Genomic DNA, 17113 nt, shown 5'->3' with positions numbered 1-17113 from the left:
TCCATGATTTTGCGACTCGCACTCACCGGCATCAGCAAGCAATACCCGGCCGTCAAGGCCAATGACGACATCAGCCTGTCGGTGCAGCCCGGCCAGATCCATGCGGTGCTGGGCGAGAACGGCGCGGGCAAGTCCACGCTGATGAAGATCATCTATGGTGCCGTCCAGCCCGACGCCGGCCAGATGCTCTGGAACGGCCAGCCCGTGCGCCTGAAAAGCCCGGCCCAGGCCCGGGCCCTGGGCATCAGCATGGTCTACCAGCACTTCTCGCTGTTCGACACGCTGACGGCGGCCGAGAACGTCTGGCTGGGCCTGGACAAGGCCTTCAGCCTGGCCGAGGTGATCACCCGCATGCAGCAGCTTTCGGCCAGCTACGGCCTGGAGGTGGACCCGTCCCGGCCGGTGCATTCGCTCTCGGTGGGCGAGCGGCAGCGGGTGGAGATCCTGCGCGCGCTGCTGACCGAGCCGCAACTTCTCATCTTGGATGAGCCGACCTCGGTGCTGACCCCGCGCGCCGTCGAGCAGCTCTTTGCCACCCTGCGCCAGCTGGCCGCCCAGGGCTGCGCCATCCTCTACATCAGCCACAAGCTGGACGAGATCCGCGCCCTGTGCAGCCATTGCACGGTGCTGCGTGCCGGCCGGGTGACCGGCGAGGTGGACCCGCGCACCCAGAGCAGCGCCGAGCTCTCGCGCCTGATGATTGGCGCCGAGCCGCCGGCCCTGCCCAGCCGGGCGGCCAAGGCCGGCGCGCTGGCGCTGGAGGTGCAGCGTCTGAGCCTGGCCAAGGCCCAGCCCTTTGGTAGCACCCTGGTCGATGTGGGCCTGCGCCTGCATGCCGGCGAGATCCTCGGTGTGGCGGGTGTCTCGGGCAATGGCCAGCAGGAGCTGCTGGCGGCGCTGAGCGGCGAAGACCCGCGCGCGCCGCGCGGCAGCGTCTCACTCTTCGGCAGCGATATCGCCCGCGCCAGCCCGCGCCGCCGCCGCCGCATGGGGCTGCATTTCGTGCCCGAGGAGCGCCTGGGCCGCGGCGCCGTGCCCGAGCTTTCGCTGGCGCAGAACACCTTGCTGACCCGCACCGAGGCCGTCACGCGCTGGGGTTGGCTGCGCCAGGCCCAGGTGCAGCGCCTGGCCCAGCATTTGATCGCCCGCTACCAGGTGCGCGCCGGTGGCGCCGGGGCAGCGGCACGCAGCCTCTCGGGCGGCAATTTGCAGAAGTTCATCGTCGGCCGTGAGATCGATGCGGCGCCCAAGGTGCTGCTGATCGCGCAGCCGACCTGGGGCGTCGATGTGGGGGCGGCGGCGCAGATCCGTGCCGAGCTGCTGCGCCTGCGTGATGCCGGCTGTGCGATTTTGGTGATCAGCGAGGAGCTGGACGAATTGTTTGAACTCTCTGACCGCCTGGCCGTCATGGCCCAGGGACGGCTGTCGCCGGCCGTGCCGGTGGCCGAGACCAGCCGGGCGCAAATCGGCGAATGGATGAGCGGGCTGTGGGGCCGCGAGAGCTCTCTGGAAGCAGGAGGTGCCCATGCTGCGGCTTGAATCCCGCCCCCAGCCTTCCAAGCTGATGTCCCTGGCCTCGCCGCTGCTGGCCCTGGGCCTGACGGTGCTGCTCGGCGTGGGCCTCTTTCTGCTGCTGGGCAAGGACCCGCTGCGTGGCCTGCAGATGTTCTTCTGGGAGCCGATTCGCTCGGCCTATGCCTGGAGCGAGCTGGGCCTCAAGGCCACGCCTCTTGTGCTGATCGCCCTGGGCCTGGCGGTGTGCTTCCGCTCCAATGTCTGGAACATCGGCGCCGAGGGGCAGTTCATCATCGGCGCCCTGGCCGGCGGCTGGGTGGCCATGCAGGCCGGGCCGGACAGCAGCCGTTGGATCGTGCTGGCCATCCTGGCTGCGGGCGTGGCCGGTGGCATGGCCTGGGCCGGCATCACGGCGCTGCTGCGCGCGCGCTTTCATGCCAATGAGATTCTGGTCAGCCTGATGCTGGTCTATGTGGCCGATCTGCTGCTCGGCTATCTGGTCTACGGGCCCTGGAAAGACCCGGGCGGCTACAACTTCCCGCAAAGCATCAGCTTTCTGGCCGTGACCAAGATCCCGCGCCTGATGGAGGGCTCGCGCCTGAACATCGGGGTGCTGATCGCGGCCGGCTCGGTGCTGGCCTTCTGGCTGCTGCTGTTCCGCACCTACGCCGGCTTTGCCCTGCAGGTGGGCGGCATGGCGCCGGCGGCGGCGCGCTACGCCGGCTTTTCGTCCAGCCGCGCGCTCTGGACGGCCTTGCTGCTTTCGGGCGCCATGGCCGGCCTGGCCGGTGCGCTGGAAGTGGCCGGGCCGCTGGGCCAGCTGACGCCGTATGTTCCGGCGGGCTACGGATTCGCCGCCATCATCGTCGCCTTTGTCGGCCGCCTGCATCCGGCGGGCATCGTGTTCTCGGGCCTCTTGATGAGCATGTTCTACATCGGCGGAGAGCTGGCGCAGTCGCGCCTGGGCCTGCCCAAATCCATCACCGGGGTGTTCCAGGGCCTGCTGCTGTTTTCGCTGCTGGCCTGCGACACCTTGATCCACCACCGCATCCGTCTGCGCCGCCCATCGATGGGTGCCGGCGCGGTGGGTGTTTGAGGCAGCCATGGACGCCATTGCGCTTCTGATCGCCGCCTCGCTGAACGCCGGCACCTTGCTGGCCCTGGCGGCCCTGGGCCTGCTCATCAACGAGCGGGCCGGCATTGTCAACCTCGGGGCCGAAGGCCTGATGCTGGTGGCCGCCATTGCCGGCTATGCCACCGCCGTGCACAGCGGCAGCGATGTGCTGGCCTTTGCCGCCGGCATGGGCGCGGGCGGCCTGCTGGCGGCCTTGTTCGGGCTGCTGGTGATCTGGCTCAACACCAACCAGTACGCGGCCGGCCTGGCGCTGAGCCTGTTCGGCAGCGGCTTCTCGGCCTTTGTCGGTCTGCGCTACACGCAGGAGAAGCTGGGCCCGCGGCCGAGTTTCGAGATCCCGGTGCTGGCCGACATCCCCTTCATCGGCCCGGCCTTGTTCAAGCAGCATCCGCTGGTGTATGCGGCCATGGCTTTGACGCTGTTTCTGGCCTGGTTTCTCTACCGCTCGCGCGCCGGCCTGGTGCTGCGCGCGGTGGGCGAGTCGCCGGAGTCCGCGCATGCGCTCGGTTACCCCGTGCGGCGCATCCGCCTGGCGGCGGTGGTGGCCGGTGGGGCGCTGTGTGGGCTGGCGGGCGCCTTCCTCTCGGTGGTTTACACGCCGCTGTGGGTGGAGGGCATGACGGCCGGCAAGGGCTGGATCGCCCTGGCCCTGACGACCTTTGCCACCTGGCGCCCGGCGCGCGTGCTGGCCGGTGCCTACCTGTTCGGCTTTGTCACCATGCTGCAGTTCCATCTGCAAGGGCAGGGCGTGCAGATCGCCAGCCAGTTCCTGAGCATGCTGCCCTACCTCAGCACGATTGCCGTGCTGGTGCTGATCTCCAGCAAGCCCGGTTTCATTCGTGCCAATATGCCGGCTGCCTTGGGCAAGCCGTTTTTCCCCGGTACTTGATCATTCGTTTTCTGATCCCCTCAAAGATTCAACACAAGGAGTGCGCACCATGTCCTCGCCGTCTGATCTCCCCAAACGCCATGCTCTGAAGCTGGCTGCGTGTTCGAGCCTGGTCCTGACTGCCGCCCTGGTGGGCTGCGGCAAGAAGGGGGAGGCGGCCGCGCCTGCGGCGGCATCGGCCCCCGCCTCGGCCAGCGCCGGCAAGGCCGAGCCGCTGAAGATCGCCTTCGCCTACGTCGGCCCGGTCGGCGATGGCGGCTGGACCTTTGCCCATGACAACGCCCGCAAGGCGGTGGAGAAAGAGTTTGGCGACCGTGTGCAGACCAGCTTTGTCGAGAAAGTGCCCGAGGCGGCCGATGCCGAGCGCGTCTTCCGCGACATGGTGGGCCAGGGCAATCAGTTGATCTTCGGCACCACCTTTGGCTATGGCGAGCCCATGCTCAAGGTCGCGGCCGATGCCCCGAACGTCAAGTTCGAGCATGCCACCGGCTACAAGCAGGCCGCCAACCAGCGCACCTACGACTCGCGCACCTACGAGGGCGCCTACATGGCCGGCGTGATCGCCGGCAAGATGAGCAAGAGCGGCGTGATCGGCGTGGTGGGCTCCATCCCCATCCCGGAAGTGATCCGCAATATCAACAGCTTCACCCTGGGCGCGCAGACAGGCAACCCGAAGATTCAGGTCAAGGTGGTCTGGGTCAACAAGTGGTTCGACCCGCCGCAGGAGACTGAAGCCGCCCAGACCCTGATCAACGGTGGCGCCGACGTGCTGATGCAGAACACCGACTCCAGCGCCGTGCTGCAGACGGCCGAGAAGAACGGCAAGCTGGCCTTCGGCTGGGATTCCGACATGACCGCCTACGGCCCCAAGGCCCATCTGGGCTCGGCCATCATCAACTGGGCGCCGTACTACATTGCTGCTGTGCGTGAGGCCTTGGACGGCACGTGGGCCGCCGGCCCGGGCAAGCATGCCTGGTGGGGTGTCAAGGAGGGCGCGATCGACTTGGTCTCCATCTCGGACAAGGTGCCCGCCGAAACCCGCGCCGAGATCGACAAGATCAAGGCCGGCCTTAAGGATGGCAGCTTCGCCATCTGGAAAGGCCCCTTGCTCGACCAGGACGGCAAGGAAGTGCTGAAGGCCGGTGAAGTGGCCGACGACAAATTCCTGTCCGGCATCAATTTCTACCTCAAGGGCGTGGAAGGCAAGGTGCCGAGCGGCAAGTGAGCCTCGCTTGGCAGGCCGGGGCTGCGTGCCGCCGGCCAAACGCAAAAAGGGCGTGAACGAGGTTCACGCCCTTTTTGTTTGCTATTTTTTGCAGCGCGCGGCTCAGTCGTCCTCGCGGACGGCGGCTTCCTCGCTGGGCGAGCGGCCCAGCAGGTTCATGGACATGGCGCGGGCCACGGCCTGGGCGCGGTTGGCGGCGTTGAGCTTGCGCAGAATCTTCTGCACATGGTTCTTCACCGTCAGGGCGCTGATGCCCAGCTTGACGCCGATCTGCAGATTGCTCATGCCTTCTCGCAGCCAGCCCAGGATTTCGCGCTCGCGGTCGGTGATGCCGCAGGCGCCGGTCTGGCGGGCCTGGGCAGCAGCGGTGCGCGGCGCTTCGTGGATCTCGCGCTCCACGGTTTGCACGCGCTGCCAGGTGCCGTGCAGATAGGGCGTCAGCAGCTCCAGCAGCATGGACTGCAGGGGCAAACCTTCGACCAGGGCATGGCTGCCCGACGGGGCCAGCACAAAGAAGCTCTCCACCTCGGCCGGACGCTGCGGGCGCGAGATGCCGTGCACCCAGAGGCTGCTGTAGCCGCCGGCCAGCAGGGCCAGGCGCAGCGGCTCCAGCTCGGGCTCCAGCAGCTCGACCACGTCGACATGCAGGGGCTTGCAGCGATGCTCGATCCAGCGTTGCTGCAGCAGTTGCAGCAGCGGGCTGCGGCTGTCGCTCAAGGCCAGCTGCAACTCGGGCGCCACGGCCACATTGTTGAACAGCTCAAAATGCAGCTCGCGGCGCTGGCGCTGGTAGGCGCCGCAGCTGAGCAGCTGGTGCGGCAGCAGGATTTGCAGATTGCTCTGCGTCCATACGAAGAACTGGTAGCGGCGGCGCACCTCGAGCGCGGTCTCGGCCGCGCGCACGATGGCCTCGACATGCTTGCCGTTCAGATAACCACCATGTTCATCGCTGCGTGCGGGTGCTTCCAGCGCAGCCGGTGCCGCTGCGGGAAAGCCCGCAGGCAAGCCGCCCAGCGCAGGGGCGAGAGCGGCAGCGGGGTCAGGGGAAAGAGCGGGCGGGCAGTCGGGAAAGGTGTGCATGTCGTCCATGGGTGTGCCGGTAGCGGCTGCCGGCGCAGCTTAAGTGGGCGATGTGACGACTTGTTGACCCGAACGACCGAGCAGAGGACGGGCGAAACAGGGGGGCAGTGGGGCGCTGCGATGCCGTGGAGATCTGGGGTGCAGAGACTTTGCTTTTCGTCAAATCACTGTCACAGATTGCGTGCACAATGCAGGGCATCCAAGGCGAGAAACCGGCTGCAGATTGGGCAGAGTTCTGGAACCCGTCACCAGCGCGTTGGAAACCGTCGCTCCGCATGGAGTGTCCGGAAGTCAGAAGGGCCACAACCTCAGGGTGCGTGGCCCTTTGCTTTTGGATGGTCGGAATGTGTGGCGCGCATGTCGCAGATCCGGCGGCCTTGAATGCCGCCTGGCGATCGGTACTTGACGCTGCGCGCCCGGGGCCGCCACACTGCGCGGCGAGCGGTGCTCGCTTGCATTCTTGCTCGCTGCTTCGCTCTTCATCCTTCACCCCTCACTGCAAAGGAGTCCACCATGGCTGCAAATGATCTTGTCATCGCGCTGCGGTCGTCGGCTGCACTCCTGCGCTGCGCTCACTCACGCCGCTGAGGTGATGCCGGGTTCAACAGCCCGGCTGCCCTGAGTTGACGTTCTGAGTCCATACGCCCGGCCTTGTTCGCCCGGGCTGCCAGCGTACCGGCACGCCGCCGACGCCGCGCCTCACCCCCTCCCACACAAGTCACCTGTCGTCCACAGGCCTGTGTCGTCACGCCTGTGCATGGGGCGTGCGCGCGGGCCGCGGCGCTGTGCTTGCGTTCGGGCCGGTGTGTCGCTGCGAGCAGGGCTTGCAGGCGAACCGGTCTTGGCACGCAGGCGCATGCGCCACTCGCAAGAGAACGCATACCCATCATGGAACTCTCCGAAGACTTCTTCGCTTCCCAATTCTTCAACGCTCAATTCTTTGACTCTCAATTGCCCGCGCTGCAAGCCCTGGGCTTTTCACTGCAACACCACCTGCCGGCCTTGCAAGCCATGGATCTGCCTGCAGGCGCGACGCCGGCCCAGCCCTGGCGCTTGATCGAGCTGCAAAGAGACGGCCATGCGCGGCTGCAATCGCCGGCCGGCCTGCGTGCGGCGCGGGCGCTGCCGGGCTTGATCCAGGCCCTGCATGCCCAGGGCGAGCAGTTGGCCGTTGGCGACTGGTTGCTGGCGCGCGAGAATGCCCAGGGCGAGCTCTGGGCCGAGGCGCGGCTGCCGCCCTTCAACAGCCTGAGCCGGCGCGACCCCGAGGGCTTTCGCCAGGCCCTGGTCAACAACGTGGACCTGGCCTTGCTGGTGATGGGCCTGGATCATGATTTCAAGCTCGCTCGACTGGACCGTTACCTGGTGCTGACGCATGCGGCCGAGCTGCCGGCCCTGCTGGTGCTCAGCAAGGCCGATCTGTGCCCGGATCTGGAGCGCAGGCTGGCCGAGGTGCGCGCGCATCTGGGGCGACAGCTGGGCAGCAGCGTGCTGGAGGTGCTGGCGCTCGATGGCCGGCCTGAGTCTTGCCGCGCCGCCCTGCACCCTTGGCTGGGCCGCGGCCAGACCCTGGTGCTGCTGGGCTCCAGCGGCGCGGGCAAGTCGACGCTGAGCAATGCGCTGTGTGCCGAAGACGGGCTGCAGCAGCTCACCGGTGCAGTGCGTCAGGACGACAGCCGCGGCCGCCACACCACCACCACGCGCAGCCTGCGCGCCAGCGTGGCGGGGGTCTGCATCATCGACACGCCGGGCCTGCGCAGCTTGCAGCTCGATGCCGATGTGGCGGCGGTTCGCGCGGCTTTTGACGATGTCAGTGAGCTCGCCCAGCACTGCCGCTTTCGCAACTGCAGCCACAGCGGCGAGCCGGGCTGTGCGGTGGTGGGTCAGCTCAGCGCGGCACGGGTGAAGAGCTTTCACAAGCTGCAGCGCGAGGCCGAGCGCGATCAGCAAAGCCCGCTGGACCGTCGCCATCAGCTCTCGCAGTGGAAGGCCATGGTGCAGAGCAGCCGCATGGCCACCAAGCTCAAGCGTGGTTGAAGCTCGACCGGGGCCGCGTGGGACACTGCGGCCCCGGTTCCTCGTTCAGTTCATTCATTTATTCATTGACCGATCCTTGCTTGAGAGCGCAACCCATGAGCAGCCCTGAAACCACGCCTGAACGCAGCCCCGTCGATCTGGCCCAGGCCCAGCTGGAGGCCTACAACGCCAAGGATCTGGAGGCCTTCTGCGCCTGTTACAGCGAGGACGTGCAGGTCTGGCGCATGCCGGCCGCAGCGCCGCGCACGGTGGGCCTGACGGCGTTTCGCGAGAGCTATCGCACGGGGCCGTTTGCCCAGCCGCAGGTGCAGGCCGAGGTGCGCGAGCGCTTGCTCATGGGGCAGACCGTGGTTGACCATGAATGGGTGCACGGCCGCGGCCCCGAGCCGCAGCAGGTGATGGTGATCTACCGCTGCCGGGCGGGGCGCATTGCCGAGGTCTATTTCTTCCCGAATGAGACCTTCTGAAAGGAGAGGCGGGGAGGAAAGGGGGGGAGGGGGCTTGTGCGGCATTCGCCCCGGGGCGGTAAAGAAGTTAAAAGGCCGACCGTCGCGAAGGGTGGCTCGGTCGGGCTGTGCCATGCTTCGCGCCGATTCGAAACTTGCGCGCTGAGCGCGCAGCGCCACCCGGTCTCACCATGAAAACTGTTCCCCGTCTGGCTTGCCTTCTTGCGACTCCATCCGCCTTCTCGCTGAGTGTCACGCTGATGGCCATGACCCAGATGGCCCTGGCCCAGAGCGTGGAGCCCCCGGCCGGTGCAGCGAGCGCGCCGGCCAAACCGCGCGCTCCTGCGGCGCAGCCGGCGGCCAAGAGCAAGGAGCAGCTGCAGCGCGTCGAGGTCAGCGGCGGGCCCAGCGACGAGGCCGTGCGGCGCGCCTCGACGGCCTCCAAAATCATCATCACCCGCGAGGAGATCGACCGTTTCGGCGACAGCAGCGTGGGCGAAACCCTCAAGCGTCTGCCTGGCGTCACCACCGGCGGCCGCCCCGGCCGCGGTGGCGAGGTGCGCATGCGCGGCATGGGCGGCGGCTACACGCAGATCCTGGTCAATGGCGAGCGCATGCCGCCGGGCTTTTCGCTCGACCAATTGCCACCCGAGCAGGTGGAGCGCATCGAGGTGATGCGCGCGCCCACGGCCGAGTTCGGCGCCCGGGCCGTGGCTGGCACCATCAATGTGGTGCTGCGCGAGGCCTTGCAAAAGCGCCTGAACGATTGGCGCGCGGGCCTGAGCCTGGAGCGCGGCCATTTCAGCCCCAGCCTGAGCTGGAGCCGCAACGACAAGCTCGATGACCAGGGCGGCGCCTACAACCTCAGCATCAATGTGCAGCAGAGCGAGAACCGCGACAACAATCTGTCCAGCTCGCTGAGCCGTGATCTCAAGACCGGGCTGCAAAGCCTGCAGCGCACCGAGACCCAGAGCGAGGACCAGCGCCGCCATCTGCACCTGACTTCGCGCCTGCAGTGGCGCCTGAACGGCGGCGACACCCTGGCCATTCAGCCCTTCTTGATGGCCATGCGCAGCAAGGGATGGAACCAGGCCCAGCTGCAGCGCGAAGGCGAGAGCACCCCGGCGCTGAACACCTTTGACCGCAGCCAGACAGCTTCACGCAATGCCATGGAGATGCTGCGCTTCAACACCCAGTGGAGCCACCGCATCGACGAGGAAACACGTCTGGAGCTGCGTGCCGGTGCCGGCGCCGGGCGCGGCGATTCGAGCAGCCTGCGCGAAGAGTTCAAGACCGGCACGCCCGCCGCCAGCCGTATCCAGCAGGACACGACCGACAGCCGCGACCGCAGCTGGAGCCTGAATGGCAAGTTCTCGCGCCAGCTGGAAAACGAACACAGCCTGGTGGCCGGCCTGGAAGGCGAGGGCACGCGCCGCCGGCAGGAGCGCAACTGCCTCCAAGACGGCGAGGCCTGCCCGGGCCTGCTGGACTTTGGCGACGACCTCTCGGCCTCGACCCAGCGCGTGGCGCTGTACGCCCAGGACGAGTGGAGCGTGGGCAAGCAATGGTCCTTCTACGCCGGCCTGCGCGGCGAGACGATTGCCACGCGCAGCTCGGCGGCCAACTACGCGGTCAGCCACCGGGCCAGCGTCTGGACACCGCTGCTGCACGGGGTCTGGAAGTTCAACGAAAAGAGCCGCGACCAGATCCGCGCCAGCCTCACGCGCAGCTACCGCAGCCCCAATTTGCAGGACCTGATCGCCCGGCCCAGCATCAATTCCTTCTACCCCTGCCCGAGCGGCAAGTCCTGCGGCGCCAACGAAGTGGACCATCCCGACCGGGCCGGCAACCCCCTGCTGCGCCCCGAGCTGGCCACCGGCATCGACATCGCCTACGAGAACTACCTGAGCAAGGGCGGCATCCTCAGCGCCAGCTTCTTCGCCCGCCGCATCACCGACCTGATGCGCAATGTCACCACCTTGGAGACCGTGTCCTGGGCCTCGGTGCCGCGCTGGGTGACCCGGCCGACCAATATCGGCCGGGCACTGACCATGGGCGTGGAACTGGAAGCCAAGTTCCGGCTCGATGAGTTCATCGAGGACGCCTGGCCGGTCAATCTGCGCAGCAACCTGAGCCTGTTCAGCTCGCGCGTGGACGGCATCCCCGGCCCCAACAACCGCCTCGACCCGCAGCCGCGCGCCACCGCCAACCTGGGCGCCGACTACAAGCTGCGCAGCCTGCCGCTGAGCCTGGGCGCCGGCCTGAACTGGACGCCGGCCAACACCGTGCAGCAGAACCTGCTGACCGAAGCGCGCAGCAGCCGCAAGGTGGTGCTGGACGCGTTTGCGCTCTGGAACTTCGACCGCGACACCCAGCTGCGCCTGTCGGCCAGCAATCTGGCACCGCTGGACTACACCACCGGCAGCACCACCACCACCGACACCCGCCAGGTCGTCAGTGAGGGCGGCGGGCGGAGTTACACGGTCTGGCAGCTGCGCCTGGAAATGAAAATCTGATCGGTCAAGACTTCGGGTTGAAGCCCCGCCCGCGTTCTCGGCTAGCATGGTCCCGCTTCTTCAGCGGGAGGGTGCTGTCCTTGAGTGAACGCATGAGCCATCTGGTGGTTTGGGTCGGCCTGGGCGTGGCGCGACTGACGCGGTTGACGCGCTTCCCGGTTTGGGTGCTTGGGGTCTTCTGGGGCCTGGCCGCCGCTGTTTCCTGCGCCCATGCAGCGCCGGTTTCGCCTCAGCCGGCCGCCACGGCGGCCAGCGCCATGATCCAACTCAGCGAGGAGGAGCGGGCCTGGATCGACCAGCACCGCCATCGCTCCCTGAGCGTGGGCTTCGATCCCTTCGCCGGCATGGACAGCTTCGAGTTCCGCGGCCAGCGCATGGGCCTGCTGCCGGCGCTGCTCAAGGACATGCAGAGCCAGCTGGGCCTGCGCCTGGTGCCGGCCGATGTGAAGGGCTGGGACGATGCCTACAGCCGCTTCTTGCGCGGCGAGATCGATGTGCTCTACGGCGCCAACCCCACGCCCGAGCGCGAGAAGATCATGCGCTTCACCCAGGCGGCGCAGCGCTACCCCTACGTCGTGTTCGCGCGCAAGGAATCGAGCGTGCAGACCCTGGGTGATCTGGACGGCAAGACGGTGGGTTTCCTCTCGGCCGACTTTGTGATCGAGCAACTGCCCAAGGAGTTTCCCAATATCAAGTTCCAGGTCGCCAGCTTTGACGACCAGGCCGCTGGCCTGCGTGCGCTCAGCGAAGGCCTGGTCGATGGCTTCGTCACCTCGGGTGGCGGCGTCGAATACGAGTTTCTGCACCAGTTCCCCGGCCTGACCCTGGTGGCCGAGCTCAAGTCCATCACCTCGGACATGACCTTCGCCGTGGCCAAGGAGCGGGTGCTGCTGAGCCAGATCATCGATCGCTACATCGCCCAGCGCCCGCAGCAGATTCGCGCCCTGGCCCAGGAGGCCGCGCGCAGCTACAACCGCAAGGTGCTGCGCCTGAGTCCGGCCGAGCTGAAATGGCTGGATGAGCGCGGCGAGGCCGTGGTCGGCGTGGCCGAGGACTACCTGCCCTTCGACCATTTCGACAAGGGCCAGTACAAAGGCATTGCCGGCGCCACCTTGCAGCGCATCAGCGACATCATCGGCATCCGCTTCAAGGTGGTGGGTGCGCCGTTTGCGCAGCTGATGGATCAGGCGCGCAGTGGCCGCGTCGATGTGCTGAACATGGCCAAGACCGACGACCGCCTGGCCGATTTCATCTTTCCGCGCGCCATCAGCAATGAGCGCGACATCATCGTCGGCCTCAAGAGCAGCCCGCCGGTGCAGGATGTCTATGGCCTGGACGGCCTGCGCGTGGCCGTGATCGAGGGCTTCTGGCACGAGGAGTACCTGCGCAAGAACCTCAAGAACCCGCAGATCGTGACCACGGCCAGCATCATCGAATCGCTGCAGCTGGTGCGCGACGGCAAGGTGGCCTATCTGATCGAGAACCCGACCGTGGCCGAGTTCTACATCAATGGCCTGGGCTATGGCGATGTGGTCAAGCGTGGCATCACCTCCAAGGATTCCTTCATCTACTTCGGCGTCAGCCGCCGCCAGCCCGAGCTGGCCGGCATCATGGACAAGGTCATCCCCCTGATCCAGTTCGAGGAGATGAAGTACCTGGGCATCCAGTCTGTGCCCTCGCTGCGCAACGAGGCCAACAGCCGCCTCTTGATGCTGCTGGCTCTGCTGGGTGCGGTGCTGCTCCTGATCCTGGTGCTGACCGTGCGCACGGTGCGCAAGCTGATCGAGCAACGCGCCAAGACCCAGTTCCTGCACGAGCGCGAGCACCTGCTCTACACCGACAGCCTGACGGGTTTTCACAACCGCAACTACTTCAGCCACCGGCCCGACCATGGCGAGCCGGCCCAGGCGGCAGACTTCCCGCAGGCCGTGGTGGTGGCGGACATGAACAACCTCAAGCATGTCAACGATGCCCACGGCCATGCGGCCGGCGATGCGCTGATTCAGCTCTTTGCCGAAACCGTGCGCGCCCAGTGGCCCGAGGCCGATGCCTACCGCATCGGCGGCGACGAGTTCTTGTTCCTGCTGCCGCACCGCCGTGAGTCGGCCCTGCTGGCCGAGCTGGAGGCGCTGAAAACGCGCTGCCAGAACAACCGCCGCGAGCTGGCGCCGGGCTTCTGGGTCAGCCCCAGCGCGGCCCTGGGTCATGCCATGCGCGAGTCGCCCGAGCAGTCGCTCCATGCCTGCATCGCCCAGGCGGATGCCCGCATGTACGAGGTCAAGGCCGGCATGAAGAAACGCCGCAGCGACCATCTGCCGCCGGGCAGCCTGGCTGAGGGTGTGTGATCCCTTGTGTGATCAGGCGTCGCGGTGACCGAGCAGGCGCGCCGGCAGAAAGAGCAGGGCGCGCAGCAGGGCAAAGACGGCCTCGACGCTGATGCCGATCAGGCGGAAGGGCAGGCTGATCAGCCAGACCAGGGGCCAGAGCAGCAAGGCCATCAAGGCCAGGGGCCAGCAGATCACGAGCAGGATCAACCAGAGCAGCAGTTTCATGCGGTCGGCCTCAGTGGGGTCGGGGCTGACTGTAGCCAGCACCGGGCCGCTCCGGCTGCAGCCAGGCGATGGGCCGCACACCGCGTGGCATCGGCTGCATCCCGGCGCGACCGTCCGCAGGCAGAATGCGCGGCGACGCGAGCCAGCGAGCAGAGGGTGTGCACCCTCTTCGGCACGCGCAGGAGCCTTGTGCATGGATCACGAACTGTCTTCTCCGCCCGTCATCTTGGACACCTTGCCTGAGCTGGGCCGCTACTGGCGGTTCAAGTACGCGCTCATGCTGGCCATCCCGGGTGGCGCCTTGTTGCTGCTGCATCTGCTGCTGAGCTTGCGCCGCAACGCAGTCGACCGCCCGGTGCTGCTCGGCATCGGGCTTGCCGTGCTGGCGCTGGGTGCCTTGCTGGGCTGGTGGTATGGCGCACGCCGCCACGCCCTGTACCGGGCCGAGTTGCGCGAGCAGGAGGGCGTGGTGCTCTACGACGGGGTCTGGTGGCGCAGCGAGGTCTGGGTGCCGATGGCGCGCTTGCAGCATCTCGATGTCAGCCAGGGGCCGCTGGACCGGCGCTGGGCCATGGCCTCGCTGAGCCTGCACACGGCCGGCACGCATGACCACCACACCCAGATTGACGGCCTGCCCCAGGCCCTGGCCCACCGCCTGCGCGAGCGCCTGCTGCCGCGCCATCGGGGTGAGCATGAGTGAGGCCGGCCACAGCGCGCCGGGCGAGCCTGGGGCGGCCGTGCAGCGCCGCCTGCATCCCCTGTCCTGGCTGTTTGCGGTCGGCGGGGTCGCGCGCCAGCTGTTGCTGCCCATCCTGGCTTATCTGCTGCTGGGGCAGCGCGATTCGGAGTGGTCGGTCTGGTTGATCGGTCCCTTGGGCCTGTATGCCTTGTGGGCGGTCTTGCACACCCGTAGCTTCAGCTACCAGGTCTTGGGCAGCGAGCTGCTGGTGCGCGAAGGCTTGCTGGATCGGACCCAGCGCCACATCCCGTTTGCGCGCATCCACAACATCAGCCAGCAGAGCCAGTTTTTTCACCGATTGCTGGGCGTGACCGTGCTGCGCCTGGATTCAGCCGCGGGCGGCAAGCCCGAGGCGGTGATGGCCGTGCTGAGTCTGGCCGAGGCGGCCCGCCTGGAGGCCGTTCTGCGTGGCCAGCGTGCCGAGGTCAGCGACGAAGCCGCGCCAGCGATGCCGATCCAGGCCAGCCAGTCCGCATCGGTCGGTGCGGACTCGCCCCGCGTCTTGCTGACCCTGCCCTTGCGCGAGATCGTGTTGCTGGGCCTGAGTTCCAACGGCGGCATGTTGCTGGTGGGCGCCTTTTTTGGCGCCGTCATGCCCAATGATCAGGCGCGCCGTCTGCTCGGCCAGTGGCTGGGGGCGCCTGCGCGCGCGTTGGGGCGGTTGTTCATCGACGATATGAAAGACCACCGCTGGCTGCATCTCCTGATGCTGGGCCTCAGTGCCGTGCTGATGGTGCTGCTGCTGATGCGCCTGCTCTCGGTGGTCTTGGCGGTGCTGAGGTATCACGGCTTCCGCCTCGAGCTGCAGGGCGAGCGCCTGCTGGCCTCGCATGGCCTCAGCACCCGGGTGCGCGCGGGCGCGCGTCTGCCTCGGTTGCAGCGCTGGGAGCTCAGTGCCAGCTGGCTGCAGCGCCGGCTGGGCCGATGCCGTTTGGCGGTGTCGGTGGCGGGCGATACCGCCCATCAAGAGAGTGAAGGGCTGGGGCCAGTCGGCCAGTTCAGCGAAATGGCGCCTCTGGCGACGCCGGCGCAAGCCCAGGCGCTCTTGCATCTGTGCCTGCCAGGCCTGAGCTGGTCTGCGCTGCCGTGGCAGCGCCTGGGGCGGCCCAGCTTGCGCCGTCTGCTCTACGGGCAATGGCGACTGGGTCTGCCGCTTGGCCTGGTGCTGCTGCTGGCCGCCGGCCTGTGGCGGGACTGGGCGCTGCCCTGGTGGGGGATTGCCGCGGTCGCCGCCATGCTCCTGACGGCCGGGTGGCTGTACGCACGCGCCTGGGTTGCGTTTTCGGCCTATGCGCTGACCGACGATGTTCTGGTCTTCCGCAGCGGTGTGTTCACGCAGCGCTGGGTGATCGTGGCCGCTTCGCGTGTGCAGACCTTGCGCTTTTCCAGCAATGCGCTGGATCGCCGCCTGGGGCTGGTGCACTTGCAGCTCGACACCCAGGGCGGCTCGAAACTGCAGCGGGCGCTGGACATCCCCTGCCTGGAGCGTGCCCAGGCAGATGCTTTGCATCAGCGGCTCTGGCGCCGTGTCTGAGCGCTGCAGGCCCTCAGAATGCCTGTGACTCCAGGCTGCGGATGATGGAGGGCCACGAGGGGCGTTGTGCGGCGTCCTCGGCCAGGCAGGCATCACGCAAGGTCAGCAGGGCCCGCAGAGATTGGGGGCTCGCCTCCTCGCAACGCGCCAGCAATTCCTCCAGCAGGCAGCCAAAGGCGCGCACCTCGACGCGCGCCACCGCCTCCCGCTGCGCCGCGCTGGCCTCTGCCGGCAAGAAAGAGGCCGCCCCAAAGTCGCCGAGATAGGCCTGGCCCTGGCCGTCGTGCAGGATGTTGTGGGCATAAAAGTCGCCATGGCTGAGGCCGCGCGCCTGCAGCTGCGCCAGGGCCGAGGCCATGCCGCGGGCGATCCGCAGCAGAGCGCTCAGGCTGAAGCGGGTGTCCTCGGTGTAGACATCGCGGCTGCAGCTGGCCAGGCTGGGCGGGCCGGCCAGGCTCTGAAAGGCCGGGCTGATCAGATCGAGCGCCAGGCCTTGGGCATCGTTCGGGTGGGCGCTGAGCTTGGCGCGCAGCGGGATCAGATGCGGGTGGGCACCGGCCTGCAGGGCCGCGGCCATCTCGCTGGCGGGCAGGCCATCGCTGGTGACCTCGCCCTTGAAGACCTTGACGGCGACCGACTCGCCCGTATCGACCTGCCGCGCGCGGTGGATCACGCCGGACGCACCTTCGCCGAGCTGCGCCTCCAGCCGCAGCCGCGGCCAGGGCAGGGTGGGCAGGGGCGTGTGCGCCAACGCCGCTTGCTCCAACTCGCGGTTGAACGGGTTGCCGCCGAAGGCCAGCCAGCTCAGGCGTGGCAGCTGCAAAAGCAATTCGGGCAAGGCCTGCAATTCATTGGCCGAGACGCGGATCAGCTCCAGCGACCGGCAGTGCTGCAGCTCGGTCGGTAGCTCACGCAGCCGGTTGCCCGCCAGGGCCAGCTTCTGCAGCCGCGCGCAGCGGCCGATCTCGGCCGGCAGCGTCTCGATGCGGTTGTCGGTCAGGATCAACCAGCGCAGACGCGCGGGCAGGGCGGCGCCGCTGACGCGTTCGATGCGGTTGCTCTTGAAGCCCACCATTTCCAGTTCCGGGCAGCGGCCCAGCACCTCTGGCAGCTCGGTGAAGCGGTTGCTGGAGGCAAACACGATGCGCAGCCGTGGCAGCTCGGCGAGCCAGTCGGGCAGCTGGCTCAGTGCGTTGCTGGAAACATCGAGCACCTCCAGGCTGGCGGCCAAACGCTGAATCTCAGCGGGTAGCTCCTGCAGCCCGCAGCCACGCAGGTCGAGGTGGCTGCAGCCTTGCAGACCGCCCTGGCGCAGGGTGTCCAGTCTTTGCAGCGATGCGGTGTTCGAGCTCATGGGTGGTGGATCCGAGGGCGGAAAGCGTGGCGTGGCCGGTTGGCAGGGCAAGAAAAAACCCCCAGCATCTTGCGATGGTGGGGGTTTTGAA

General features: G+C 67.5%; 13 protein-coding genes. 10 read left to right on the top strand and 3 right to left on the bottom strand.

Going from position 1 to position 17113, the window contains the following annotated elements:
* The first annotated feature begins 3 nt into the window (after window positions 1-3).
* The 4 genes from AC1Q6P_RS02695 to AC1Q6P_RS02680 are packed head-to-tail and all read left to right on the top strand — an operon-like array spanning window position 4 to window position 4764.
* A complete protein-coding gene (locus AC1Q6P_RS02695; RefSeq protein ID WP_492662928.1) occupies window positions 4-1539 on the top strand; it encodes an ABC transporter ATP-binding protein in 1536 nt (511 codons plus the stop codon).
* Window positions 1526-2611 carry an ABC transporter permease gene (locus AC1Q6P_RS02690; RefSeq protein WP_492662927.1) on the top strand — a complete coding sequence of 362 codons (1086 nt, stop codon included), beginning with the start codon at window positions 1526-1528 and terminating at the stop codon, window positions 2609-2611. The genes AC1Q6P_RS02695 and AC1Q6P_RS02690 overlap by 14 nt, the downstream gene beginning before the upstream one ends.
* A 7-nt stretch (window positions 2612-2618) precedes the next feature.
* Window positions 2619-3539: an ABC transporter permease gene (locus AC1Q6P_RS02685; protein ID WP_492662926.1), complete on the top strand. Its 921-nt coding sequence runs from the start codon at window positions 2619-2621 to the stop codon at window positions 3537-3539.
* A gap of 49 nt (window positions 3540-3588) precedes the next feature.
* Window positions 3589-4764 (top strand): BMP family ABC transporter substrate-binding protein, encoded by a 1176-nt coding sequence (locus tag AC1Q6P_RS02680; RefSeq protein ID WP_492662925.1) that lies wholly within the window; start codon window positions 3589-3591, stop codon window positions 4762-4764.
* 102 nt (window positions 4765-4866) lie between these two features.
* On the opposite strand, the gene AC1Q6P_RS02675 is transcribed toward AC1Q6P_RS02680, so the two are convergent.
* A complete protein-coding gene (locus tag AC1Q6P_RS02675; protein WP_492662924.1) occupies window positions 4867-5853 on the bottom strand; it encodes a helix-turn-helix transcriptional regulator in 987 nt (328 codons plus the stop codon).
* An 879-nt stretch (window positions 5854-6732) separates the two neighbouring features.
* Between AC1Q6P_RS02675 and rsgA the strand changes: the two genes are divergently transcribed.
* The 4 genes from rsgA to AC1Q6P_RS02655 all read left to right on the top strand — a co-directional run bounded on the left by rsgA (window position 6733) and on the right by AC1Q6P_RS02655 (window position 13188).
* Window positions 6733-7881 (top strand): ribosome small subunit-dependent GTPase A, encoded by a 1149-nt coding sequence (rsgA, locus tag AC1Q6P_RS02670; RefSeq protein ID WP_492662923.1) that lies wholly within the window; start codon window positions 6733-6735, stop codon window positions 7879-7881.
* Window positions 7882-7976: 95 nt separating this feature from the next.
* Window positions 7977-8348: a nuclear transport factor 2 family protein gene (locus tag AC1Q6P_RS02665; RefSeq protein ID WP_492662922.1), complete on the top strand. Its 372-nt coding sequence runs from the start codon at window positions 7977-7979 to the stop codon at window positions 8346-8348.
* Between the two features lie 170 nt (window positions 8349-8518).
* Window positions 8519-10843: a TonB-dependent receptor plug domain-containing protein gene (locus AC1Q6P_RS02660; protein WP_492662921.1), complete on the top strand. Its 2325-nt coding sequence runs from the start codon at window positions 8519-8521 to the stop codon at window positions 10841-10843.
* A gap of 80 nt (window positions 10844-10923) precedes the next feature.
* Complete coding sequence (locus tag AC1Q6P_RS02655) at window positions 10924-13188, top strand: diguanylate cyclase (RefSeq protein ID WP_492662920.1); 2265 nt, start codon at window positions 10924-10926, stop codon at window positions 13186-13188.
* A 12-nt stretch (window positions 13189-13200) separates the two neighbouring features.
* Here AC1Q6P_RS02655 and AC1Q6P_RS02650 read toward each other — a convergent pair whose 3' ends face one another.
* Window positions 13201-13395, bottom strand: coding sequence for a hypothetical protein (locus tag AC1Q6P_RS02650; protein WP_102767601.1), 195 nt, complete (start codon window positions 13393-13395; stop codon window positions 13201-13203).
* Window positions 13396-13588: 193 nt separating this feature from the next.
* Between AC1Q6P_RS02650 and AC1Q6P_RS02645 the strand changes: the two genes are divergently transcribed.
* Both AC1Q6P_RS02645 and AC1Q6P_RS02640 read left to right on the top strand, forming a co-directional pair.
* Window positions 13589-14095 carry a PH domain-containing protein gene (locus AC1Q6P_RS02645; RefSeq protein ID WP_492662919.1) on the top strand — a complete coding sequence of 169 codons (507 nt, stop codon included), beginning with the start codon at window positions 13589-13591 and terminating at the stop codon, window positions 14093-14095.
* Window positions 14088-15668, top strand: a complete 1581-nt coding sequence (locus tag AC1Q6P_RS02640; RefSeq protein ID WP_492662918.1) for a PH domain-containing protein — start codon at window positions 14088-14090, stop codon at window positions 15666-15668. Before AC1Q6P_RS02645 ends, AC1Q6P_RS02640 begins: the two co-directional genes overlap by 8 nt.
* A gap of 13 nt (window positions 15669-15681) precedes the next feature.
* Here the strand turns inward: AC1Q6P_RS02640 and AC1Q6P_RS02635 are convergent, their stop codons facing one another.
* Window positions 15682-17022, bottom strand: coding sequence for a leucine-rich repeat-containing protein kinase family protein (locus tag AC1Q6P_RS02635; RefSeq protein WP_492662917.1), 1341 nt, complete (start codon window positions 17020-17022; stop codon window positions 15682-15684).
* Between the last annotated feature and the right edge of the window lie 91 nt (window positions 17023-17113).

This window comes from Roseateles sp. GW835-FHT13E02, assembly GCF_058794035.1.
This window is presented reverse-complemented; position numbering and strand designations above follow the sequence as displayed.